Annotated in this window: 19 protein-coding genes and 2 riboswitches; of the genes, 5 read left to right on the top strand and 14 right to left on the bottom strand. The window is 61.0% G+C overall.

All coding sequences use genetic code 11. The features are described 5' to 3' along the window. Window positions 1-19: 19 nt before the first annotated feature. The 11 genes from AACX99_RS12650 to AACX99_RS12600 form a co-directional block, all read right to left on the bottom strand. The gene (locus tag AACX99_RS12650; RefSeq protein WP_339412269.1) at window positions 20-904 is read right to left on the bottom strand and encodes an alpha/beta fold hydrolase; all 885 of its coding nucleotides are present in this window, start codon (window positions 902-904) and stop codon (window positions 20-22) included. A gap of 401 nt (window positions 905-1305) precedes the next feature. Then, window positions 1306-1998 (bottom strand): pseudouridine synthase, encoded by a 693-nt coding sequence (locus tag AACX99_RS12645; protein WP_339412267.1) that lies wholly within the window; start codon window positions 1996-1998, stop codon window positions 1306-1308. 2 nt (window positions 1999-2000) lie between these two features. Continuing rightward, window positions 2001-2216, bottom strand: a complete 216-nt coding sequence (locus AACX99_RS12640) for a cysteine-rich CWC family protein (RefSeq protein WP_339412266.1) — start codon at window positions 2214-2216, stop codon at window positions 2001-2003. Next, entirely contained in the window at window positions 2213-3685 is a 1473-nt protein-coding gene (locus AACX99_RS12635; protein ID WP_339412265.1) for a sensor domain-containing diguanylate cyclase, read from the bottom strand. The genes AACX99_RS12640 and AACX99_RS12635 overlap by 4 nt, the downstream gene beginning before the upstream one ends. Window positions 3686-3919: 234 nt before the next feature. Then, a complete protein-coding gene (gene uca / locus AACX99_RS12630; protein WP_339412264.1) occupies window positions 3920-7564 on the bottom strand; it encodes an urea carboxylase in 3645 nt (1214 codons plus the stop codon). Window positions 7565-7718: 154 nt separating this feature from the next. Then, window positions 7719-8354, bottom strand: a complete 636-nt coding sequence (locus AACX99_RS12625) for an urea amidolyase associated protein UAAP2 (RefSeq protein WP_170048079.1) — start codon at window positions 8352-8354, stop codon at window positions 7719-7721. 11 nt (window positions 8355-8365) lie between these two features. Next, window positions 8366-9094: an urea amidolyase associated protein UAAP1 gene (locus AACX99_RS12620; RefSeq protein ID WP_339412262.1), complete on the bottom strand. Its 729-nt coding sequence runs from the start codon at window positions 9092-9094 to the stop codon at window positions 8366-8368. 9 nt (window positions 9095-9103) lie between these two features. Next, window positions 9104-10027, bottom strand: coding sequence for an ABC transporter ATP-binding protein (locus AACX99_RS12615; RefSeq protein WP_339412261.1), 924 nt, complete (start codon window positions 10025-10027; stop codon window positions 9104-9106). Further along, window positions 10024-10839, bottom strand: a complete 816-nt coding sequence (locus AACX99_RS12610; protein WP_339412259.1) for an ABC transporter permease — start codon at window positions 10837-10839, stop codon at window positions 10024-10026. Before AACX99_RS12610 ends, AACX99_RS12615 begins: the two co-directional genes overlap by 4 nt. Before the next feature lie 132 nt (window positions 10840-10971). Beyond that, entirely contained in the window at window positions 10972-12039 is a 1068-nt protein-coding gene (locus AACX99_RS12605; protein ID WP_339412257.1) for a putative urea ABC transporter substrate-binding protein, read from the bottom strand. 66 nt (window positions 12040-12105) lie between these two features. Next, a riboswitch (guanidine-I (ykkC/yxkD leader) is annotated at window positions 12106-12213 on the bottom strand. Between the two features lie 178 nt (window positions 12214-12391). Beyond that, window positions 12392-13468, bottom strand: a complete 1077-nt coding sequence (locus AACX99_RS12600; protein WP_339412255.1) for a putative urea ABC transporter substrate-binding protein — start codon at window positions 13466-13468, stop codon at window positions 12392-12394. A gap of 55 nt (window positions 13469-13523) precedes the next feature. Continuing rightward, a riboswitch (guanidine-I (ykkC/yxkD leader) is annotated at window positions 13524-13644 on the bottom strand. Between the two features lie 327 nt (window positions 13645-13971). On the opposite strand from AACX99_RS12600, the gene AACX99_RS12595 reads away from it, so the two are divergent. The 3 genes from AACX99_RS12595 (at window position 13972) to AACX99_RS12585 (ending at window position 14836) form a co-directional block, all read left to right on the top strand. Continuing rightward, window positions 13972-14139, top strand: a complete 168-nt coding sequence (locus AACX99_RS12595; protein WP_339412253.1) for a hypothetical protein — start codon at window positions 13972-13974, stop codon at window positions 14137-14139. Further along, the gene (locus AACX99_RS12590) at window positions 14139-14294 is read left to right on the top strand and encodes a hypothetical protein (RefSeq protein ID WP_339412252.1); all 156 of its coding nucleotides are present in this window, start codon (window positions 14139-14141) and stop codon (window positions 14292-14294) included. Before AACX99_RS12595 ends, AACX99_RS12590 begins: the two co-directional genes overlap by 1 nt. A 77-nt stretch (window positions 14295-14371) precedes the next feature. Further along, a complete protein-coding gene (locus tag AACX99_RS12585; RefSeq protein ID WP_339412251.1) occupies window positions 14372-14836 on the top strand; it encodes a hypothetical protein in 465 nt (154 codons plus the stop codon). A gap of 18 nt (window positions 14837-14854) precedes the next feature. Here AACX99_RS12585 and AACX99_RS12580 read toward each other — a convergent pair whose 3' ends face one another. After that, window positions 14855-15781, bottom strand: a complete 927-nt coding sequence (locus tag AACX99_RS12580; RefSeq protein WP_339412249.1) for a LysR family transcriptional regulator — start codon at window positions 15779-15781, stop codon at window positions 14855-14857. Between the two features lie 97 nt (window positions 15782-15878). On the opposite strand from AACX99_RS12580, the gene AACX99_RS12575 reads away from it, so the two are divergent. Both AACX99_RS12575 and AACX99_RS12570 read left to right on the top strand, forming a co-directional pair. Then, the gene (locus AACX99_RS12575) at window positions 15879-17666 is read left to right on the top strand and encodes an alkyl/aryl-sulfatase (protein WP_339412247.1); all 1788 of its coding nucleotides are present in this window, start codon (window positions 15879-15881) and stop codon (window positions 17664-17666) included. Between the two features lie 101 nt (window positions 17667-17767). Continuing rightward, complete coding sequence (locus AACX99_RS12570) at window positions 17768-18019, top strand: DUF1145 domain-containing protein (RefSeq protein ID WP_339412245.1); 252 nt, start codon at window positions 17768-17770, stop codon at window positions 18017-18019. Window positions 18020-18104: 85 nt separating this feature from the next. Here the strand turns inward: AACX99_RS12570 and AACX99_RS12565 are convergent, their stop codons facing one another. Next, window positions 18105-18443 carry a tryptophan synthase subunit beta gene (locus AACX99_RS12565; protein WP_339412243.1) on the bottom strand — a complete coding sequence of 113 codons (339 nt, stop codon included), beginning with the start codon at window positions 18441-18443 and terminating at the stop codon, window positions 18105-18107. Window positions 18444-18514: 71 nt separating this feature from the next. Further along, window positions 18515-21466, bottom strand: coding sequence for a tandem-95 repeat protein (locus AACX99_RS12560; RefSeq protein WP_339412241.1), 2952 nt, complete (start codon window positions 21464-21466; stop codon window positions 18515-18517). Window positions 21467-21468 lie beyond the last annotated feature (2 nt).

Raw genomic sequence — 21468 nt, 5'->3', positions numbered from 1 at the left:
GCGCGGGTGCGTACAGGCTTCATACGGCCAGCGCGTGCAGTACGTCCATCTGTGGGCGGTAGTGGGTCTGGCGCAGTGGCTTGCTCTGCAGGAAGCCCAGCAGTGCGGCCTGGCTCTGCAGCCATGCGGCTTTGTGCTCCATGTCGAGGAAGTGCCCGGCGTTGTCGATGGTGACGAACTGGCAGTCGTTCAGGTGCTTGGCGAACAGGCGCACGTCGGCTGGCGAGGTGTAGGCGTCGTGTTCGCCGTTGACGAATAGCAGCGGGATTTCGATGCCTGCCAGGCACTGCATCTGGCAATGGGCGTCGAGGTGCAGTACCTGGTGCACATGGGCATGCATCTGCTGGTATTCGTGGCTGTCCAGGCTGCTGATATGGCGATGGTTATAGCGCTTGAACAGCGACGGCAGGTAGCGCCCGATGGTGCTGTTGACCAGGTGACCGAGTTGGTCGCCGTCGAGGGCGTGCAGATGGGCCAGGCCTTGTTCCAGGTAGTCGACCATCGGCTCGTTGAGCAACGGCGAGAAGGAGGTGATGACCGCCTTCTCAATACGCGCCGGGCGCTGGGCCAGGGCGAGCATGGCGGCGACGCCCCCCCAAGAGAACGACATCAGGTGGTGGGCGCGGAACTGTTCGATCAGTTCGAGCAGGATGCTGGCCTCGTCCTCCTTGGTGATTGGCTGATGGTGATGGTTGTGCGGCTTCGACTGGCCGGCATAGGGCTGGTCGTAGAGCACCACATTGAACTGGGTGCGCAGGTATTTGACCGTTTGTGCGAAGGCTGCGGTGGTGGAGAGTGAGCCGTTAACCAGGATGATGGTCTTGCGCGCGCTCGGATTGGCGTAGAACTCCGTGTAGATCTTGTAGATTCCGTGAACATCGACGACAGCGGTGGCTGGCTTCATGTCGTTTCCTCCTGGCGCAAAAATGGGCATGGCAAAACGGCGGGGCCGTTGAGCCGGGCTAAGTAGGACAGTTAGGAAAGCGCCTGGACGTGACAACAAGATGTCAGGCTGGAGGATTTTATAAGTTATTTATTTTCAATCAGTTAGGGCTGAGATAGAGCATCCGTCCACGACCTTTTGGCAGGTGTGGAGTGGCGTCTTTGACCAGGCAGGAACCCATTTCGCGCAGTGCGCAAGTAACCGATGGAACGCTTAGATGGCTTGCGTGACTGTTCGGTCACGATAAGACCTTATGGTTTGATTTAAGCAGCCGCGTTCCTGCTGGTGCAAGTGAATATTGGGATATCGAACAACCGTTTGTCGGTTAGCTAGCTAAGTATGTGACTTGAGCGCGGGCTGGCTTAGAAACAGGCGATTTCCGCTTCTGTCAGGGTGCGGTACTGACCGGGGGCTAGCTGCGGGTCGAGTTGGATGGCGCCCATGCTCAGGCGATGCAGGCCGATGACCTTGTTCTGAAAGTGGCCAAACATGCGCTTGACCTGATGGTAACGACCTTCGTGCAGGGTCAGCAGGGCGCTGTGGTTATCGAGGATGACCAGCTCTGCGGGCAGGGTGGTGAGGTCTTCATAGGCGAAGTACAGGCCACGGGCGAAGACCTCGATGTACTCAGGAGTAATCGGCTGTTCGGTCTCAACGCGGTAGACCTTGCCCAGGCGGCTGCGCGGCTCGGTGAGGCGGCGTGACCATTGGCCATCGTTGGTGATCAGCAGCAGGCCGCTGGTATTCAGATCCAGGCGGCCGGCAAGGTGCAGGTCGGCCTTCTCCTGTTCATCGAGCAAGTCAAGCACGGTGCGGTGCTGCTCATGCTCGGTGGCGCTGACCACGCCGATGGGTTTGTGCAACATGAAATAACGCGCAGCTTTACCGGCCTGCAGCAGCTCGTTATCAAGCTCGATACGGCTGAACTGGCTGACCTCGCACAAGCCATCGCACACCACTGTGCCGTCCACTTGCACGCGGCCGCTGGCCAGCAATTGGCGGGCGGCCTGGCGATTGAGCTGGGGCAGGTTGCTGAGAAATCGGTCGAGACGCATGGCTAGTCGGCGGCGGGCTGCGCTTCAGGTGGCAAGCCCTGGGCGCAGCGGGGGCACAGGCAGCTGCGGTTGCGCTGCTCGGGCGGTAGCTTGGCCAGCTGCGCGGCATCGATGGGCACGCTAAAACACCAGCAGTCGCTCACTGGCGCGTCGGCGCCAGCCTGGGCGCACTGGTTAAGCTGCCCGCAGCAGGGGCAGCGGCTGCTGTCATCACTCACGCGATTTCTTCACACAGGCGGTTGCGGCCGCCTTGTTTGGCCCGGTACAGGGCGCGGTCTGCGCGGGTGATTAGCTGCTCCAGCGACTCATCGGCATGCAATTGCGCCAGGCCGATGCTGGTGGTGATGCGCAGCTGCGCGCCGTTGAAGCTGATACTGCTTTGCTCGGTTTGCTGGCGGATTTTCTCGCCCAGCTCGCGGGCCTGCTCGGGTGTGGTGTCCTTGAGCAGCAGGATAAATTCTTCGCCACCCCAGCGGCAGATGATGTCGGACTGGCGCACGGTGCTGCGCAGGTCGCTGGCGAAGCGGCGCAGCACTTCATCACCGGCCATATGGCCATGGCTATCGTTGAGCTGCTTGAAGTTGTCCAGGTCGAGCATCAGGGCGCACAGCGCGCTTGGGCTGCGCCGCACTTCCTGCACGACCTGGTTGGCCAGCAAGTCGAAACCCCGGCGGTTGGGCAGTTCGGTGAGTAGGTCGGTGGTGGCCAGGGCGCTGATGCGCCGCTGATAGCGGCGCAGCACCAAGCTGACCAGGCTGATGACGATAACGGTGACCACCAGGCAGATCAGCAGATTGAGGTACAGCGACTTGCGGATGCCGGCGACCGCGCCGTCTTCATGTTTGTCGACAAACAGGTACCAGTTCAGCTCGGGGATAAAGCGCACATTGAGGAAGTGCTCACGGCCGTGTTCCTGATATTCGAAGTCGCCACTCTGCGGATGCGGCAGCTTGGCCTGCAATTCTTCCAGGCCGGGGATTTCACTGAGCGACTGGCCAACCCGCGAGCCCATCGGCCCGCCGCTGGCGCCGGTGAGTACCAGGCGGCCCTCGGTATCAACGAAGAACACGCTGCGGTTGTAGCGTTGCTGGTAGGTGTCGATCAGGTTGACCACCGCATCCACGGTCAGGCCCACGCCGGTCGCGCCGATAAAGCGCTGCTGGTAGTCGAACACCTTGTAGTTGATAAACACGGTCATGCGGTCGTTGTTGGCCATGTCGACATCGACATTGATTTCGTAAGGCGTCTGCATGTCGCGCACGCGGAAATACCAGTCATCACGCGGCTCATCTTCCTGCACCTGCTTGAGCACGCCCTTGGCCTGGTAGTAGGTGTGGGTTTTCTCCGAGACGAAGAAGCTGGTGACCGTGGCGTAATGCTCCTGCACCTCGCGCAGGTAGCGGGTGATTTGCTCCGCGTCCTTCTCGCCGCCCAGCACCCAGTCGCGCACATAGGTGTCGCGCGACATCATCGAGGAAATCAGGATGGGCCGAACCAGGTCCTTCTGGATTTCCGAGTAGACGTTATCCGAGGTCAGCGGCAGTTCGGTGTTGATGATCCCGGCGCGGATTGAATCGAGGGCGGCGTAGTAGCTGGCCAGGGAGGTGGCAAGGAAGCCACAACCGAGCAGAGCCAGCAGCAGCGCAATCAAGGACCATTGCCGGGCCAGGGGAGATTTGTGAGACATGCAAGGCTCTGCTGGTTACATAGTCGCCGCATTGTAGCGCCCGACACCGGCCGGCGCTGCTGAAACATCGGTGCCAGGCCGATTTGCCGGCAGCCATGTGGAAGGGGGCTTTAGCCGCGACTGGCCGCTACCGTGTTGGCAGCGCGTAGGGTGGATCGGGGCGCGTAGCTGACGCTTTTTCATCCACCGTGAGGCCGCAGTTGGTGGATGGGTGAAGCGTCAGCCACCCTACAGCTACAGAACTTCCTCCAGAACCACTACGCGTTGACCCGCGCGTACCGGCGAGCCGGGCTGCACGCGCACCTCGCGCACCACGCCATCACGCGGGGCGAGCAGGGGGATTTCCATCTTCATCGACTCCAGAATCACCAGCACATCGCCGGCTTTGACTGTGTTGCCCTCACTGACCTGCACTTGCCAGAGGTTGCCGGCGATATGACTGTCGATGCTGTGCAGGCCAATGCCCAGCGGGGCGTCTTCGCCGAGATCGGCGGCGACTTCCTCGCTCTCGTAGTGCGCCTGACCGGAAGCGATCCAGCGCTGGCGTTCGGCGTCGAAGGCGCCGCGTTGCTGGGCGCGGAAGGCGGCAATGCCGTCGGCCTGATCAACGAGAAAGTCCTGGTAGTCGTTGAGTGCCAGCTCGCTGTGTTCGATACGCAAGTCATAGCGACCCAGAGGAAAGTCACGGCGAATACGCAGCAGCTCCTCCGCCGAGACCGGGTAGAAGCGGATCTGGTCGAAAAAGCGCAACAGCCAGGGCTTGCCGTCGAACGCGGCCACCTCGCGGTAGCGGTTCCACATCTGCAGGGTACGGCCGACGAACTGGTAGCCGCCGGGGCCTTCCATGCCGTACACGCACATATAGGCGCCGCCGATGCCCACCGAGTTTTCCGCGGTCCAGGTGCGCGCCGGGTTGTACTTGGTGGTGACCAGGCGATGGCGCGGATCGAGCGGCGTTGCCACCGGCGCGCCGAGATAGACGTCGCCCAGGCCCATGACCAGATAGCTGGCCTCAAACACCGTTCTGTACACCTCATCCAGATTGGGCAGGTCGTTGATCCGGCGGATAAATTCCAGGTTGCTCGGGCACCAGGGCGCGTCCTTGCGCACCGTGGTCATATATTTTTCGATCGCCAACTGGCAGGCCGGGTCATCCCAGGACAGTGGCAGATGAACGATGCGCGACGGTACGCGCAGGTCCTGCGCCGCGCACACCGCGTCCCATTCGCCGGCGACGATGCCGAGCAGATCGCTAAGGGCCAGGGTTTCCGGCTGGTAGTGCACCTGCAGCGAGCGGATGCCCGGCGTCAGGTCGATCACGCCCACCAACTGCTTAGCCTCAAGTGCCTGCATCAGCGCGTGGCCACGGAAACGCAGCACCAGATCTAGCTCTGGCGCGCCGATTTCCAGCAGCAGATGGGTATCGCCTGACAGGCGCGCGACCAGGCGTTTATCGGCTTCGCCGATATCGAGAACGATGGGCGAGGTGAGTGTATGGGCTGGTGTAGGAGCGGGCTTGCCCGCGATTGCGTTGTCAGCTTGATCGCGGCCAAGGCCGCTCCTACGAAGGCTCGCGCATTCAAGGTCTCCGGTTTGGGCCAACTGCCGTGCGACTTCAATACTGACTGGGGTAAAGCGTAGTTTGTCACCCGCCTTAAGCTGGCCCAACTGCCAAAGATCCGCCTCGATAATCGTCACCGGGCAGACGAAGCCGCCCAGGCTCGGGCCGTCTGGGCCGAGGATGACCGGCATGTCGCCGGTAAAGTCCACCGCGCCGATGGCGTAGGGGTTGTCGTGGATATTCGAGGGGTGCAGGCCGGCTTCGCCGCCGCTGTCGCGCACCCACTCCGGTTTTGGGCCGTTCAGACGCACGCCGGTACGGCTGGAGTTGAAGTGCACTTCCCAGTCGGTGGCGAAGAAGGTCTCGATATAGGCCGGAGTGAAGTATTCCGGCGCGCCGTGCGGGCCGTAGATCACGCGGATCTCGCGCACAGCGGGCAGGGCACTGCACAGATCGGCGGGCAGTTGCGCACCGGCTTGGTGGTCGATCAGTGCCGGGATATGCAGCACATCACCGGCTCTCAGGGCGCGACCGCCGTGGCCGCCGAACTGGCCGAGGGTAAAGGTGCTTTTGCTGCCCAGGTATTCCGGCACCTGCACACCGCCACGCAGGCTTAGGTAGCTACGTGCCCCCGCACCGTTGATAGTGCCAAGGCTCAGGGTGCTGCCGGCTTTGATCAGCAGCGCGGTATTCAGTGGCTGCTCGACACCATCCACCTGCAAGGGAATAGCCGCGCCAGTGACCGCCACCACGGCATCGATGTTAAAGCGCAGGGTTGGGCCGCTCATGGTGATTTCCAGGCCGGCGGCATCTGCCTCGTTGCCCAGCAGACGGTTGCCCAGGCGCAGTGCGCGGCTGTCCATTGGCCCGGATGGCGGTACGCCGACGGCCCAGTAGCCTAGGCGGCCGGGGAAGTCCTGCACGGTGGTCTGGGTGCCGGCGCTCAGCACTTCAAAGGTCGTGGCTTGGTAGTTCAAATTTTCCAGGCAGCGGGTCCAGGGATTGCCGCTGGCGAACGGTGCGTCAGTGAGGATCTGCCGCAGGTACTGGCTATTGGTTTCCACGCCATACAGCACTGTGTCGGCCAGGGCCTGGCCGAGTGCGCTGCTGGCGGCTTCGCGGCTATCGGCCCAAGTGATGACCTTGGCGATCATCGGGTCGAAGTAGGGCGGGATCTCGCAACCGGCTTCGACCCATGTATCGATACGCAGCGCTTTGCCGTCGGCTTTGGGGAAGTCGACGGCGGTAAGCAGGCCGGGGCTTGGCTGGAAGTCGCGGCCCGGATCTTCTGCGTACAGGCGCGCCTGAATAGCATGGCCGCTGGGTTTCAGACCTTTCGCCAGTTCACTTAACGGCGCCAGATCGCCGGCCGCCAGCTCGATCATCCAGCGCACCAGGTCGACGCCCCACACCTGTTCGGTAACGCCGTGCTCGACTTGCAGGCGGGTGTTTACTTCAAGGAAATAGAAACGCGCTGATTCGCTGTCGTAGACAAATTCCACGGTGCCGGCGCTGCGGTAGTTGACTGCCTTGGCCAGTTTGATCGCCGCCGCGCACAGCTCCTCAGCCATGCCGGCTGGCAGATTGGGCGCCGGGGTTTCTTCCAGCACTTTCTGGTTGCGCCGCTGCACCGAGCAGTCGCGCACGCCCAGGGCGAGCACCTCGCCCTGGCCGTCGCCAAACACCTGCACTTCCAGATGGCGGGCGCGCTGGATGTATTTTTCGATAAACACGCCGCTGTCGCTGAAGTTGTTCTGCCCCAGGCGTTTGACCGCCTCGAAGGCATCACTCAGCTCGGCGGCGCTGTTGCAAACGCGCATACCGATGCCGCCACCGCCAGCGGTGCTTTTCAGCATCACTGGGTAGCCGACCTGTTCGCCCGCGACCAGCGCGGCGTCGAGGTTTTCCAGCAGTTCGGTGCCTTCGAGCATCGGCACGCCGTGCTGTTTGGCCAACGCCCTGGCGGTGTGCTTCAGGCCGAATACGCGCAGCTGTTCTGGCGTTGGGCCGACAAAGGCGATGCCGGCGGCCTCGCAGGCTTCGGCGAAGGCGGCGTTTTCGGAGAGGAAGCCGTAACCGGGGTGGATCGCGGTGGCGCCGCTCTGCTTGGCCACGGCGAGAATCTTCTCGACCACCAGGTAGGTGTTGGCTGCCGGGCCTTCGCCCAGGCTGTGCGCCTCGTCTGCCTGCTGGATATGCAGGCTGGCGGCGTCGGCTTCGGAGTAGACGGCTACGCCATGTACACCAAGGGTGCGTAGCGTACGCAGGATGCGGCAGGCGATGGCGCCGCGGTTGGCGATTAGCAGTTTGCTGAACATTCGAGGTGTCCTCGAAGGGGCGGGCCGTCCCGCCGGTAGTGATGCGCCCTATGGTCGTCCATAGGTTGTAGGAGCGGGCCATGCCCGCGAAGAGCGTTCGCGGGCATGGCCCGCTCCTACAGGTCTGTTTGCAAGCTTTTCGTTTTTAACCTGCTCAATCCCACACCAGCACCTCAGCCGGAGTCGGGTTGTAGCCGTTGCACGGGTTGTTCAGTTGCGGGCAGTTGGAGATCAGCACGATCACGTCCATATGCGCCTTGAGCTCGACGTATTTGCCGGCGGCGGAGATGCCGTCTTCAAAGGTCAGGCCGCCTTCGGGCGTTACCGGTACGTTCATAAAGAAGTTGATATTGGCGCTGATGTCGGCCTTGTTCAGGCGGCCGTCGTGCAGGCTGGCGCGCAGGAAATTGTCGCGGCAGCTGTGCATATAGCGCTTGTCCAGGGCGTAGCGCACGGTGTTGCTCTCCTGGGCGCAGGCGCCGCCGAGGGTGTCGTGGCGGCCGCAGGTGTCGGCGCTGATGGTCAGCATCGGCTGGCCCAGGTTGGAATACAGCACGCTGCCGGTGGTCAGGTACACGCGGTTCTGTTTGCGCAGGGTGCGTTGCACGTCATAGCGCTCGCGCGGGTTGCGCGCCGAATAGAACAGGGTGTCGACCGCCTGATTACCTTCCAGATCAAGCAGGCGCAGGGTCTGCCCGGCTTTTACTTCGCAGAGAAAGGGTTCGCCAGCGGCGATGGTGGCGCGGTACACCGCAGCTTCCGGGTGCTTGTCGCTTGAGATAAGAGTCATGCTGGCCGGCCTCAGATATACAGACGTTCGGTGTTATGGAAGCCACGGGCGTTTTCCGGGCGCGAGGTACGGCACAGCACGCTGATGCCGTCGCTTTCGACCTTGTGCCAGCTCAGTTGCAGCGGCTTGGGCGCATAGTTGGGGTTGGGGTCCATGGGGTGCTGCAGGGCGGTGAGCACCACCAGGCAGTCCATCGGCGCGTACAGCTCGACGTAGTCGCCGGCCTTGGAGTTGCCCGGCTGGAAGTGGAAGCAGCCGTCGCTGTCGACCGTGACCTTGCTGAACAGGTTGAGGCACATCAGCAGGTCTTGCAGATTGAGATTCCACTTGCCCATTTCCACCAGCAGGTTGTCCACGCCGTTGCGGAAGAAGCCGTTGCGCAGTTGCTGATAGTTACCGTTGCCGTACTTCTCCTGCACCTCGGTGGCGTTGAGCACGCCGCCGAAGCTGTCATGCCAGCCGCAGGTATCGGCGGTGATGGCGGCGAGCACGCGACCCATGTCCGAATACAGGCAATGGCCGGCGGTGAGCTTGGCGGTGTGCTGGCATTTGAGGCTGTCGGGCAGGTTGAGCCGTTCGCTTTTTTCGGCAGCGTTGAGCAGCAGCAGGCTGGCATTGGCGCCGCCTTGCAGGTCGGTAATGCGCAGCAATTGGCCGCGCTTGAGGACAAAGGAGGTATGGCCGCCACCGGGAACGAGTTCCTCGTAGAGGGTGGGGCGCAGGCTTAATGAGGCAGTCATCGGGTGCTCCTACAGGGCCGGTTGCAGGTTGCCGCTGATATGCGCGGGCAACGCTTCGACGGCGGCGCGGGTGGCGCGGCGGTCACTGTTGAGGGGGATGTCGTAGGTGATGCGCGCGCCGAAGGCGTTCGGCGCGTGCGGGTCAATGCGGGTCTTGTCGAACACCAGCAGGCGGGTGCCGAGGCTGAAGCCCTCGCTCAGGTCATGAGTGACCATAAATACGGTGAGCTTGGTTTCGTGCCACAGCTCCAGCAGCAGGCCGTGCATGTCCTTGCGGATACCGGGATCGAGGGCGCCGAAGGGTTCGTCGAGCAGCAGCACGCGCGGTTGCATGATCAGCGCCTGGGCAATCGCCAGGCGTTGCTGCATGCCGCCGGAGAGCTGGCTGGGGTATTTGTCCAGAGCATGGCCGAGGCCGACTTTCTGCAGCATCACCGCCGCCTGCTCGCGGGCTTCGCGCTTGGCGGCGCCGAACAGCCGGCCGAGTAATTTCGAGCGCGGCAACTCCAGACCGATGGCGACGTTGACCAGCACAGTCAGGTGTGGGAACACCGAGTAGCGCTGAAATACCACGCCACGGCTGCTATCGGGTTCGGCAGCCAGCGGCTCACCACCGAGCAGGATTTCGCCTCGGCTGGCGCGCTCCTGACCGAGCAGCAGGCGCAGAAAGGTCGACTTTCCGCAGCCGGAAGCGCCGACCAGGGTGCAGAACTCGCCTTCGTTGATGCTCAGGTTCAGGCGCTCCAGAACAACCTGGTCTCCATACTCCTGCCAGACATTCTTCACTTCGATAAAGGCACCGACTGCGCGAGTCGCTGGCTGCGTCGCGCGGTGCTCGCAATCCTCATGGACGAGATGTCCACTCCGGTTGCTGCGCTCCGGGCTTCTTGCCAGCGACTCGCTCGCTACGGTGCTGCTCTTTATGGTTTTCATGCTTTCGCCCCCTCGTACCAGGGGAAGCACACCCGGATGGTCTGGCGCAGGCCGAGATCCATTAGCCAGGCGAGCAGGGTGATCCACACCACGTACGGCAGGATCACATCCATGGCCATATAGCGGCGCACCAGGAAGATCCGGTAGCCCAGGCCATCGGTGCTAGCGATGGCTTCGGCGGCAATCAGGAATAACCAGGCCGAGCCGAGCATCAGGCGCAGGGCGATCAGCAGGCGCGGCAGCAATTGCGGCAGCACCACACGCAGAATCAGGGTCCAGGTGCTGGCGCCGAGGGTCTGCGCCTTGATCAGGATTTCCTGGGGGATCTCGCGGGCGCGCTGTTCCAGGTCGCGGGCGATGCAGGGGGTGATGCCGATCACAATCAGCATCACCTTGGACAGTTCGCCGAGGCCGAAAACGATAAACAGGATGGGCAGAATCGCCAGTGGCGGCACCATCGACAGCACGGTGAGCAGCGGCGACAACGGCGCGCCAAACAGCGGCACGATACCGGCGGCGATACCCAGGCACAGCCCGGCGATGGCGGCGATGCCAATGCCCATGGCCAGGCGTGACAGGCTGGCGGCGCTGTCCTGCCAGAACAGGTAGTTGCCGCTGCGTTTGTCCTCGGTAAAGGCCAGGCGATCAACCGCCGCCACCATCTGGCTGGCGCTGGGCAGCAGTTTGTCGTTGGGGTTGTCGGCCAGGCGCTGCGCCGAGCCTGCGAAATAGGCGAACAGCAGCAGGGCGAAGGGCAGCAGAATCAGCAGCAGGCGACCGCTGCGATCCGGGTGGCGGTTGATCAGGCGCATAGTTATCTCGTCGTGCGTAGGGTGGATCGGGGCGCGTAGCTGACGCTTTTTCATCCACCATGAAGGCGCGAGGTGGTGGATGGGTGAAGCGTCATCCACCCTACGAGGTGCCGGTAACGCGAAGGCGTCGGGTTACAGCGTGCCGTCAGCCGCCATCTGCATATAGCTGGGGTCGAAGCGCAGCTTGAGATTGCCGGTGTCGCCGGTGGTCACGCCCTTGGCGAAGCCCATGCCGATGGCATCGGCACTTTGCGCACCTTCACCAAGCAGGCCGTGGCCGAAGGAGAACTCCGCGACCTTGGTCATGGTGGCCGGCAGTTTTGGGCTGGTGGCGAAGGCCACGGCGTCCTTGGCCGAATAGAACATCTTGGTCGCTGCAAGCTGTGCTTCGTAGCCAGCCAGGTCAGTGCCGGAAGCCTTGGCCATATGCTCGCGAGCGGCCTTGCCGGCCGGGGTGTCGGCACTCATGGTGGCCATGATTTCGTACCAGGCGCCGGTCAGCGCTTTGCCGAAGGCGGGGTTGTCCTTGAGGGTGTCGCTGTTGACCACCATCAGGTCGATGATTTCACCGGGGATCTGGCTGGAATCGAACACCTTGGTCACGTTGGGCGTGGCTTCGATTTCAGCCAGCAGCGGGTTCCAGGTGGTCACGGCGGTGACGTCGCTGGTGGAGAAGGCGGCGACCATGTCGGCGTCGGAGGTGTTGACCACTTTCAGGTCTTTCTCGCTGAGGCCGGCTTTTTCCAGGCCGCGCGCCAGCAGGTAGTGGGAAACGGACAGCTCGACCAGGTTGACGTTCTGGCCCTTGAGGTCGCCCAGGGTCTTTTTCTCGCCCTTGAGCACCACGCCGTCGTTGCCGTTGGAGAAGTCACCAATGATCAGCGCGGTGCTGTCCACGCCGCCAGCTGCCGGAATGGTCAGGGCATCCATATTGGTCATGGTGCAGCCATCGAACTGGCCGGCGCTGTACTGGTTGATCGACTCGACGTAATCGTTGATCTGCACCACATCGATATTGATGTCGTACTTTTTCGCCCACTTGTCGACGATGCCTTCGGCGCCACCGTATTCCCAAGGCATCCAGCCGGCGTAGATGGTCCAGCAGACGCTGAAGTCGGATTTCGGCGCGGCGTGGCTATTGAGGCTGATGGCGGCAGCAAGGCCGGCGACGAGCACTGAACACAGACGGGTCTTACGCATGGTGGAACCTCCAGTTCGAAATGGGCGGGCAGGAGTGCGCGGCGGTTTCCCCACGAGTGGGGCGCGTTCTCCCGGGCTTTTATCCCGCCGTGTAACCTCGAAGGAGGTCGCCAACTCTCGGACCAGTCACCCGCAGATCAGTGATCGCGGATCGGAACCCTAGTCAGCTATTGCAAATTGTGGTGCCGCGATCCCGCCGCAGCGGGTTGTTCCTGCACGAGGTAGGTATTGCGAACATCGTGCCAGCTCAATCTAGCCCGCTGACACGCGGTTTCTGCTGACGCCAGGCCAGGGTTGTGCGCCCTGGCGGTGCGTGGTGGCGCAGGCGTGCTGCATTGCAGGGCGCGCTGGGCTACAGGCTTTTCTCGGCGGCCATTTGCATATAACTGCCATCGAAGCGCAGCAGGATGTTGTCGGCATTGCCCAGGCTGCGTTCCCCGCTAAAGGCGATGCCGAGCTTGTCCAGGCCTTTGCCGTCGTGGCCGAGCAGCTTCTGTTGGTCAGCAAATTCGGCGACCCGCTGCATCAGCTCGGGCATCTTGTTGGCACGGGCAAACGCCAAGGCGTAACGCGGCGAGTAGAACGAGCGCAGGGTGTCCAGCTGCTGGCTGAAGTCCTCTGGCGTGGTGCCGGCGGCGCTGGCCATCTTCGCTCGTGCCGCGCGCCCTGCATCGGTGGGCATGCCCATCAGGCGCTGGGTTTCGAACCAGGCACCGGTCAGCGCTTTGCCCAGCTCCGGGTGGGCGGCGAGGACCTTGCTGTTGACCACGGTGAGGTCGACGATCTCGCCGGGAATCAGGTTCGAGCTGAACACCTGGCTGACCTGGGTCTGCTGCTTGATCTTGGCCAGGATCGGGTTCCAGGTGATCACCGCATCGCCCTGGCCGGCGAGAAAGGCCTCGGCAATCTGCGTGTCCGACACGTGCTGGATGGTCACATCCTCAGGCTTGAGCAGGGCCCATTCCAGGGCGCGGCTGAGCAGGTAGTGCGATACCGAGTTTTCTACCAACAGCACCGTCTTGCCTTTGAGATCCTTCAGAGTCAGGCCGGGGCCGCGCAGCAGAATGGCATCCGCACCGTTGGAGAAGTCACCGATGATCAGTGCGGTGGAATCCACACCCGCAGCAGCTGGGATGGTCAGCGCATCCATATTGGTCATCGAGCAGGCATCGAACTCACCGGCGCTGTAGCGCTCGATGGAGCCCACATAATCAGGCACTTCGCTAACCTCGACGCGGATACCGTACTGCTCGGCCCACTTGTTGACGATGCCTTCGGTGGCGGCATAGCCCCAGGGCATCCAGCCGGCAAAGATCGACCAGCACAGCTTGAAGGTTTTCGGCTCAGTGGCGGCGTGCGCCGGTTGCAGCAGCAGGCTGGCCAGCAGGCAGCTGCAGGTGAGACGGGCGAGCAGGGTACGTAGTGGCATAGATAACCTCGGGTCAGGCAAGCGGGAACAGGAAAGCGAACAACAGTGCTGTGCGTTCTCCCGGGCTTTTATCCCGCCGTGTAACCCCGACCGTGGCCATTGTGAGGTCGTCAACTCTCGGACCAGTCATCCGCTGATGCATCGCTTAGCGAACCGGAACCCTAGTCGACTATTGCAAGTTGTGGTGCCGCAACTCCGCCGCAGCGGGTTGTTCCTGAATTTATCGAACGGGGATCATCAAGCGAGCATCGTGCCAATTATCGACATGTGCATAGGAGGTGGTTGACATGCGCACACTCTCAAACGGCAATTACGTTGGCCGGCGGGCTGGGTATCGCGCAGTAGAGCGGCGCAGAGCATTCGCTTGCTCAGTCTGGAACTGTATTTTTCTCTGGACTGAACAGAGGGTATTTAGCCAGGTCAAAGTTAGTGTCCATGCAGCTTGATGGATGCTGGGTCACCGTAGGTACCTGATGCCTATGGGACATTCGAGGAGTATCGCAATGCGTGTTTTAACTCTGATGTCATTAGTGTTGTTACTGGGCGGCTGTACCTTCAGCGCGCCGGGTGTACATGCGCGCATCGGTGAGCCTGTTCGTGTGGATGTGGGTTATGGCGGTGGCAATGGCAATCACTGTCCTCCGGGTCTACGTATGCAGGGGCGTTGCTGATGAAAACCTATTTGAGCGTATTGCTGGTGGCCATGCTGGCCTTCAGCGCACAGGGCTGTAGCCTGCGTCTTCCCGGCATCGGGGTGGATATCGGCGACGGTGGTGGCGGTCCGCCCCATTGTCCGCCTGGGCAGGCTAAAAAAGGTCGCTGTTGAGGCACTGGATTGTTCTCAGCGGGTTCGGGAGGCCAGTATTGACTGGCCTTTTATCCACGGGTAGTACGGAGGGCAGCATGGTGTTCAAACCCATGGTTATTTCGTTGTTGGGGTGGGTCCTGACCGGCTGTGCGGTTTATGGCGGCAGTGGCTATGGCCATCATGGTTATGACCGACATTATTCGACCACGTATTACCGGACGCAGAGCTACCCGGTTTATGTAGTGCCACAGCCGCAGCGTTACAACGCTTACCACCATGACGGGCGTCGTTACGATGATCACCGTCACCCATCGCGCTATTACGTGCCGGCCCCAAAGCCGCGCCATTACCAGACGCACAAATACCAGAATCGCCACGACTACCGCGTAACGCAACCGCGCGCGGGTTGGGATGGCCGCCGTAATCGCGATCACGCGCGCAATCATCTACAGCAGCGCCCGCAGCGCCATGATGTGATGCGTAGCGCTGATCGTCGTGGTGATGATCGACGCGAGGGCCGGCGCGATGAGCGGAAGGGCTGGGAGCGGCAGCGCAACTGACCACAATTTCTAGGCGCGCTACGAATCCGGCGCGCCTTCAAGCTGACGGCCGAAGAGCCGATCTTCGGCCAGTATCTCCTCCCGCATGGCTTGCGCCGCTGGTGACAGGCTATGCCCGGCGCGGCTGATCAGGGCGTAGGCGGATTGCTCGGTCAACGCACCTGTTTCCAGCGGCAGCCGTGCCAGGCGGCCGGTCTGGATATCCTCGGCCACCACATCCCAAGGCGCCATGCTCAACACGTCGCTATCGGCCACCAGGGCTTTGAGCACCATAAAGTTGTCGCATTGAATACTCAGCGGTTGTTCACGGCCGCTGAGTGCGCGCAGGTTTTGCTCGACCGCCTGTGGCAGTTGGGTGCCAGCAATCGGGTAGTCGAGCAGGTCGTGCATACGCAGCGAGGGTTGCTCCAGCAGCGGGTGCCCTGGGCGGCAGAACAGCACACCGCTGTGGCGTTGCAGCGGTTCGATGCACAGCAAAGGATCGTCGATCAGCTCGCGGCTATCGGCGACAAACAGTTCCAGGGCGTCATCCAGCAGACTGCCGCGCAGCTCCAGCCAGTTGCCAATCTGCAGATTGATCCGCACCCGTGGATAGCGCTGCGCCATGCGTCCTAGCGCCCGTGGCACCAGGCGCGCGGCCGGGTAGGGGCCGGTGCCCAGACGCAGTTCACCGGTTTGCAGATTACCCAGTTGGCTGACGGCGTTCTTCAGCGCGCGGCTGCCGGCCAGCAGACGCTGGGCGTGCTCCAGTACCAGCTGGCCATGAGTGGTCAGGCTGATACCGCGGCTGTGCCGGTCGACCAGCTTGCAGCCGAGGCTGGCTTCTAGCGCCTGAATGCTGCGGCTTAGTGCCGGTTGGCTGAGGTGTACGGCTTCGGCGGCGCGGGCGAAATGGCCGTGTTCGGCGAGGGCGACAAAGTGGCGGAGCTGGCGTAAATCATTCATGCGCGTTGTGCATCGCTATTGGTTCTGGAATGCATTGGAATTATTGACTTCGTTTGGCCAATCTTCCAGCACTGCCACTAACAATGAGCGCCTTCGCATGTTTTCACTCAACCGAACCGCCGCCGTGCTGCTGAGCCTGGCGTTACCCATGGCCGGCCACGCGGCCTTGCCCGAAGAGCAGATCAAAGCCTCGATCCATCCGGAACTGGCCGAGCACACCAAGCACTTCGCGCAGAAGGTCTACCAGGTTGCTGGCAACGTCTATTCCGCCGTCGGCTGGCAGCTGGGCAACGTAGCGATGATTGAGGCGCCGGAAGGGTTGATCATCGTCGACACCGGCGAGGCGGTCAGCGAGTCGCGCAAGATCATGGCCGAGTTCCGCAAGATCAGCGACAAGCCGGTCAAGGCCGTGGTCTACACCCACTTCCACCCGGACCATATCAACGGCGTAAAGGCCTTCGTCACGGAAGAGCAGGTGCGCAGCGGTGAGGTGCAGATCATCGCTCACGAAACCCTGCTGACCAATGTGGTGGCCCAGGGCGCGCTAGTCGGGCCAATTCTCTCGGTGCGCTCCGGCTACAGCTTCGGCGCCGGCCTGCCGGCCAGCGACCAGGAGCAGATGAACGCCGGTATCGGCCCGCTGGCCAAGGTCGAGGCCTCAACCTTTATCGCGCCGACCCTGACCTTCAAGGACAAGCTCGATACCCGTATTGCCGGCCTGGACCTGCAGTTCCTCCACGTACCCAGCGAGGCGCCGGACGAGATCACCGTCTACCTGCCGGATAACCGCGTGCTGATCAGCGCCGAGGTGGAGCAGGGGCCGACCCTGCCGAATATCCACACCCTGCGCGGCACCAAGTTCCGCGACCCGGTGGTGTGGGTCGAGAGCCTGGACAAGCTGCGCACCTATAAAGCCGAACATATGGTGCCGCTGCACGGCCGTCCGGTCAGCGGCCAGGATAAGGTCGAGGAAGTGCTGCGCATGACTCGCGACGGTATCGCCTATATCCACGATCAGAGCGTGCGCTGGATGAACAAGGGGCTGACTCCGGACGAGCTGGTCGAGAAGGTCAAACTGCCGCCGCATCTGGCCGGCTACACACCCTACCTGCGCGAGTACTACGGCACGGTAAAACACAGCGTGCGGCAGATCTATAACGGTTACCTAGGCTGGTTTCAGGGTGATCCGGTGGCGCTCGATCCACTGCCGCCGAAAGACAAAGCCGAGCGTCTGATCGCTCTGATGGGTGGCCGTGAGAAGCTGCTGCTGGCCGCCGGTGACGCCTACCTCGGAGGCGATTACCAGTGGGCCGCCGAGCTTTCTAGCTTTGCCATTCAGGTGGACAACGAGGACAAGCTGGCGCGTGAGATCAAGGCGCGCAGCTTTCGCAAGCTGGGTTACGCCAGCATGAACATCAACTGGCGCAACTGGTACCTGATGAGCGCCATGGAGCTGGAAGGCAAGCTGGCCGGTGAAGAGGTGCAGCAGATGGCGCTGAGCATGCGCAGCGCGTTTCTTTCGGCGGATATGCTGCAAAACTTCCCGGCGCGGATCTTCCTACAGAACTGGATTACCCGTGTCGATCCGGACAAGGCCAATGATGTCCAGCTGACCCTGGGCTTCAGCTTCCCAGATATCGATGAGGAGTGGGCACTGGAAGTACGCCGCGGCGTGGTGCAGTTGCACCAAGGTATTCCTGAAGGCACGACACTCAAGCTGACCCTCGACAAGACGTATCTGGACACCGTGATGAGCGGCGAGAACGGCTTGCTTAAAGGCGCGCTGCTTGGCGATGTAAAGGTCGATGGCAGCTTGCTGGAGATCAAGACCTTCCTCGGCTGCTTCGATTTCAGCGAAGCACCGATTGCTCTGACGCTGCGTTGAGTGTTGCTGCGTCACTCGACCCGACCAAAGTGCGGACGCACCGAGGGAGGGTTCAGGGCAGACTGGTCAGCGGTTATTACTACCAGACTAAGGAGTGACGTATGCAAGTTCTGATATTCGCCAAAGGCGCGCTGGCCGCGTTCTGGTTGCTGGCGCTGCTCAACCTGCTCTACCCCATGAGCGAGGGCTGGTACCTGGCGGTCAATTTGATTGCTGGCGGCATGCTGCTGGCGCATCTTGGCGAGTTGTTGCTATTCAAGGCGCGTCTGGTTGGCCAGCCACAGCCCTGGCTTCAGCGGGTGCAGGTGCTGTTGTTTGGCTTTGTGCATTTGCAGGGCTTGGCTAGAAACTAGTACAGCGCATGAAGCCCCCTGGTTAACCCGGTTTGGTTAGTCGGGGGAGTGTCGGGCGTGACCCAGGCTTTGCTGCTTGTACTAGCTAAATAAGTTCCGACTCGTCGTCATTGATCAAGCGGTGCAAGCTACCTAGGGCGTCTCGCGCTTTGCTACGGCCGACCAGCTTGCTCTGGGCTGCTTCCGGTAGATCGGTGATGCGCACCACCCCTTTGCGGATCAGCACGGTAATCAAGTCTTCCAATACCCGGATCATGTCCAGGTCACTTTGCTTGAGTTGCAGCAGGCTGTTTTCTACAGTCTGATTGGCATACCAGGCTTGTGCTTCTTCACTGTCAGCCAGTAATTCGCCATCCATGCCCTCGAAAGGCGCTGCTTCCACCTGCTGTAAATTGCCCCAGGCATCCCGCTTCACATACAACATCGACTGCTCCTTGGCTTGCTGGCCGTGCTCAACATTAACCCCGCTACCTTATGGTAGCGGGGTTATGGCCATCAGCTGTGGTCGACTTTGATGATCGGGTCGGCGCCTGCGATCAGCGAGTTGACTATCTGTGAGGAGGTTGCGCCAAAGCTTGAGAGGTCTACGGGGGCTCCGCCATTTTCAAGCCTGATGCTCAGGTCGGCACTACCGCCAACATTGAATTGGCCGTTGGTACTGATTTGCAGAGTGGTTTCTAGAGGCGTGCTGACGACTTGTAGGTAGTTGTTGATATTGCCCTCGTTCTCGCCTTGGAGCAGATCGTGCAGATCAAGGCGGTCTCGCTGGTCAAGATCTGTGCTGATATTGAAGTCACTGATGGTGTCATTGCCGGTATGGCCTTTTAGCCAGATGAACGTATCGCTACCGCCAGCACCAGTCAGTGTGTCGTTTCCGGCAAGGCCCATGATCAGGTTGTCATCTGCATCACCGATTAATATGTCGGCAGCTGCCGACCCGCTAATCAGTGTGGAGGTTGGGTTGATCTGTACCTGGGCATTGCTGGTAGCACCAGCAGTATCGGTTACCGTGTAGGTGAAGCTGGGGGTGCCAGTAAAACCCGCTTCTCGGACAAAGGTTACGGTCGAGAAATCTGCGCTCAGGCTTACCGTGCCACCAATGGCTCCGCTCACCGCAGTAATACTGAGAACGTCGCCACTGTCAGCGTCGCTGTCATTCGCGAGCAGCTCTGCAGCGCTGATGCTGTAAGTTTCCACGCCGCCATACAGTGCGGGGCTGTGAGAAAGCATGGAGTCGGTAACGGGCTCATAAGGGCCGGCTCCATTGCTCCTCAACTCAGCATTGAAGCGTGAAAATCCGCCTTGATCGTAGTAAACGATTTCAATGTCTTGCAGGCCGCTGTCGGCAATACTGAAATTGCTGTGAGTTGAGGTGTTGTTGGTGTTGGTGCCGTTCAATGAGGCAACGACCTCACCGTTAATACGGATGATGTAGCCATCGTCAGCATTGATGCGGAAGTTATAGGTACCTGCAGCGAGGTCAATCTGCCCGCGCATGTGTACGACAGCATCTATGGTTGATAGTCGGTTTATATCTACCAGGCTGCTGCTGGCGCTACCTAGAAAGGTTTCCAGTTCTGTACCGCTACCCAGGTGAGTGAGGGTCGGTGTGAAGCTCAGGCTTGATGCAACAAAAATGGCATTGGCTTGGCTACTGGCAATAAAGGCTTCCGCCTGGCTGATGCTGGCCATGTTGGGGCCGTCAAAGCCACTGGCGACTGCGCCTTCGCGGTAGTTGTAGAAATCTGCATGCAGACCGGAGCGGATTGAGCCTGGCGTGACCACATCATTGCCTGCCACGGGCCCATCATTGACCGGATTGACTGTCACATTCAGTGGGGCTGACGTTGCGCTCTGATCGCTATTGGCGGTCTCTGTTGCAGTCGCGGTCACGTTAAGCGTTAGCGAGCCGTTGTAATTCGGTGGTGGCAGGAAGGACAAGGTCGATTTATCCCAGCCGGTGATATCAGCCACGTTGCTGCCGGTAGCCTCGAACAGATTGCCATTGTTGTCTCTCAGGAAAGAGCCAGCAGGTAGCGAGTCGATAGTGATTTGCAGGGTTTCCGAACCATCGGTATCCGTTAGGTTTGCGCTGATGTCGGATAGGCGTATCCAGGAGTCTTCGTTACCAATATTGCGTACGTCGGAGAGCACAATGTTGTCTAGCAGACCGCCGACACTGGTGCTATCCACTGCTCGGAACTCAAGCTTGTATGTGCCATCTGCGGGCACTGGTAAATCGAAGTGGTAGGGAGTAAAGCCTACAGCTGCAGAGCTAAGTGTACCGAGCAGGTTACCGTCCCAATAAACCTCGATATTGGAGGTTGCCAAGCCGCCGTTGCGTGGCGAGTAGTCGAAGTCCAGCGAGTAGGTAGCTCCAGCTGTGGCAGTCACATTGGTGAACAGGTTGGATGCATCACCGCTGTTGCGTTCAAGCTCAATAACCTGGTTGGTTGAGTTACCTCCCATGTATACCGATTGCTGACCGATCTCTACCTGGCCGCCCGGATTGTCGGTCTGCCAGGCGCTACCAACACCATTGTTCAGACCAGCAGAGTTAATTCCCGCGGACCAGCTCGCGCCATTGAGCGCTGCGCTTTCAAAGTCGGTCGAAGCGAGCACCCGGCTGCCGTTGAGTTGCAGGTCAGGTGTATCGGCAACCGGCACGACATTAAGGGTGACGGTTACCGGGTTGCTGAAAGTGGTGCCGTCAAATGTGCGGTAGGTGAAGCTGTCGCTGCCTGACCAGTTTGGAGTTGGGGTGTAGCTAAACGATCCGTCAGCATTAAGGGTCAAGCTACCCTGTGCAGGCCCACTCACCAGTGAAGCCGTCAGGGCGTCGCCATCGATATCGCTGTCATTGGCCAATACACCGGCTGCCGATGTGACTGTCAGTGATTCGTCTTCATTTAAGGTAAAGGTATCTGCGACGGCGACCGGTGCATCGTTCGCCGGCGCGACATTGACGGTCACGGTGGCGGTGTTGGAGGTCAGTGCGCCATCGGTCACGGTGTAAGTGAAGTCAGCCACGCCATTAAAGTTGGCATTCGGGGTGAAGGTGACAGTGCCGTCAGGGTTGAGCACGGCCGTACCGCCATTGCCGCTGGTGACACTGGCGATGGTCAAGGGGTCGCCATCGACATCGCTGTCATTACCCAGCAGGTCATTCGCCGTGTAGGTAATCGGGGTGTCTTCGCTGGCGATCAGGCTGTCGTTGACAGCAACCGGTGCATCGTTCCCAGGCGCGACGTTGACCGTCACGGTGGCGGTGTTGGAGGTCAGCGCTCCATCGGTCACGGTGTAAGTGAAGTCAGCGACGCCGTTGAAGTTGGCATTCGGGGTGAAGGTGACAGTGCCGTCAGGGTTGAGCACGGCCGTACCGCCATTGCCGCTGGTGACACTGGCGATGGTCAGGGTATCGCCATCGACATCGCTGTCATTACCCAGCA

Origin of the sequence: Pseudomonas sp. EA_35y_Pfl2_R5, from assembly GCF_963970805.1 — a bacterium.
Taxonomy (GTDB): Bacteria; Pseudomonadota; Gammaproteobacteria; order Pseudomonadales; family Pseudomonadaceae; genus Aquipseudomonas.
The sequence above is the reverse complement of the archived record's forward strand: the minus strand, read 5'-3'. Positions and strand labels throughout refer to the sequence as shown.

Excerpts from the sequence above, each read along its gene's own strand:
- AACX99_RS12575 (WP_339412247.1), top strand. The coding sequence starts at position 15,879 with ATGTTTTCACTCAACCGAACCGCCGCCGTGCTGCTGAGCCTGGCGTTA.
- AACX99_RS12600 (WP_339412255.1), bottom strand. The coding sequence starts at position 13,468 with ATGCCACTACGTACCCTGCTCGCCCGTCTCACCTGCAGCTGCCTGCTG.
- AACX99_RS12625 (WP_170048079.1), bottom strand. The coding sequence starts at position 8,354 with ATGACTCTTATCTCAAGCGACAAGCACCCGGAAGCTGCGGTGTACCGC.
- AACX99_RS12580 (WP_339412249.1), bottom strand. The coding sequence starts at position 15,781 with ATGAATGATTTACGCCAGCTCCGCCACTTTGTCGCCCTCGCCGAACAC.
- AACX99_RS12595 (WP_339412253.1), top strand. The coding sequence starts at position 13,972 with ATGCGTGTTTTAACTCTGATGTCATTAGTGTTGTTACTGGGCGGCTGT.
- AACX99_RS12650 (WP_339412269.1), bottom strand. The coding sequence starts at position 904 with ATGAAGCCAGCCACCGCTGTCGTCGATGTTCACGGAATCTACAAGATC.
- AACX99_RS12565 (WP_339412243.1), bottom strand. The coding sequence starts at position 18,443 with ATGTTGTATGTGAAGCGGGATGCCTGGGGCAATTTACAGCAGGTGGAA.
- AACX99_RS12615 (WP_339412261.1), bottom strand. The coding sequence starts at position 10,027 with ATGAAAACCATAAAGAGCAGCACCGTAGCGAGCGAGTCGCTGGCAAGA.
- AACX99_RS12585 (WP_339412251.1), top strand. The coding sequence starts at position 14,372 with ATGGTGTTCAAACCCATGGTTATTTCGTTGTTGGGGTGGGTCCTGACC.
- AACX99_RS12635 (WP_339412265.1), bottom strand. The coding sequence starts at position 3,685 with ATGTCTCACAAATCTCCCCTGGCCCGGCAATGGTCCTTGATTGCGCTG.
- AACX99_RS12620 (WP_339412262.1), bottom strand. The coding sequence starts at position 9,094 with ATGACTGCCTCATTAAGCCTGCGCCCCACCCTCTACGAGGAACTCGTT.
- uca (WP_339412264.1), bottom strand. The coding sequence starts at position 7,564 with ATGTTCAGCAAACTGCTAATCGCCAACCGCGGCGCCATCGCCTGCCGC.
- AACX99_RS12610 (WP_339412259.1), bottom strand. The coding sequence starts at position 10,839 with ATGCGCCTGATCAACCGCCACCCGGATCGCAGCGGTCGCCTGCTGCTG.
- AACX99_RS12590 (WP_339412252.1), top strand. The coding sequence starts at position 14,139 with ATGAAAACCTATTTGAGCGTATTGCTGGTGGCCATGCTGGCCTTCAGC.
- AACX99_RS12605 (WP_339412257.1), bottom strand. The coding sequence starts at position 12,039 with ATGCGTAAGACCCGTCTGTGTTCAGTGCTCGTCGCCGGCCTTGCTGCC.
- AACX99_RS12645 (WP_339412267.1), bottom strand. The coding sequence starts at position 1,998 with ATGCGTCTCGACCGATTTCTCAGCAACCTGCCCCAGCTCAATCGCCAG.
- AACX99_RS12570 (WP_339412245.1), top strand. The coding sequence starts at position 17,768 with ATGCAAGTTCTGATATTCGCCAAAGGCGCGCTGGCCGCGTTCTGGTTG.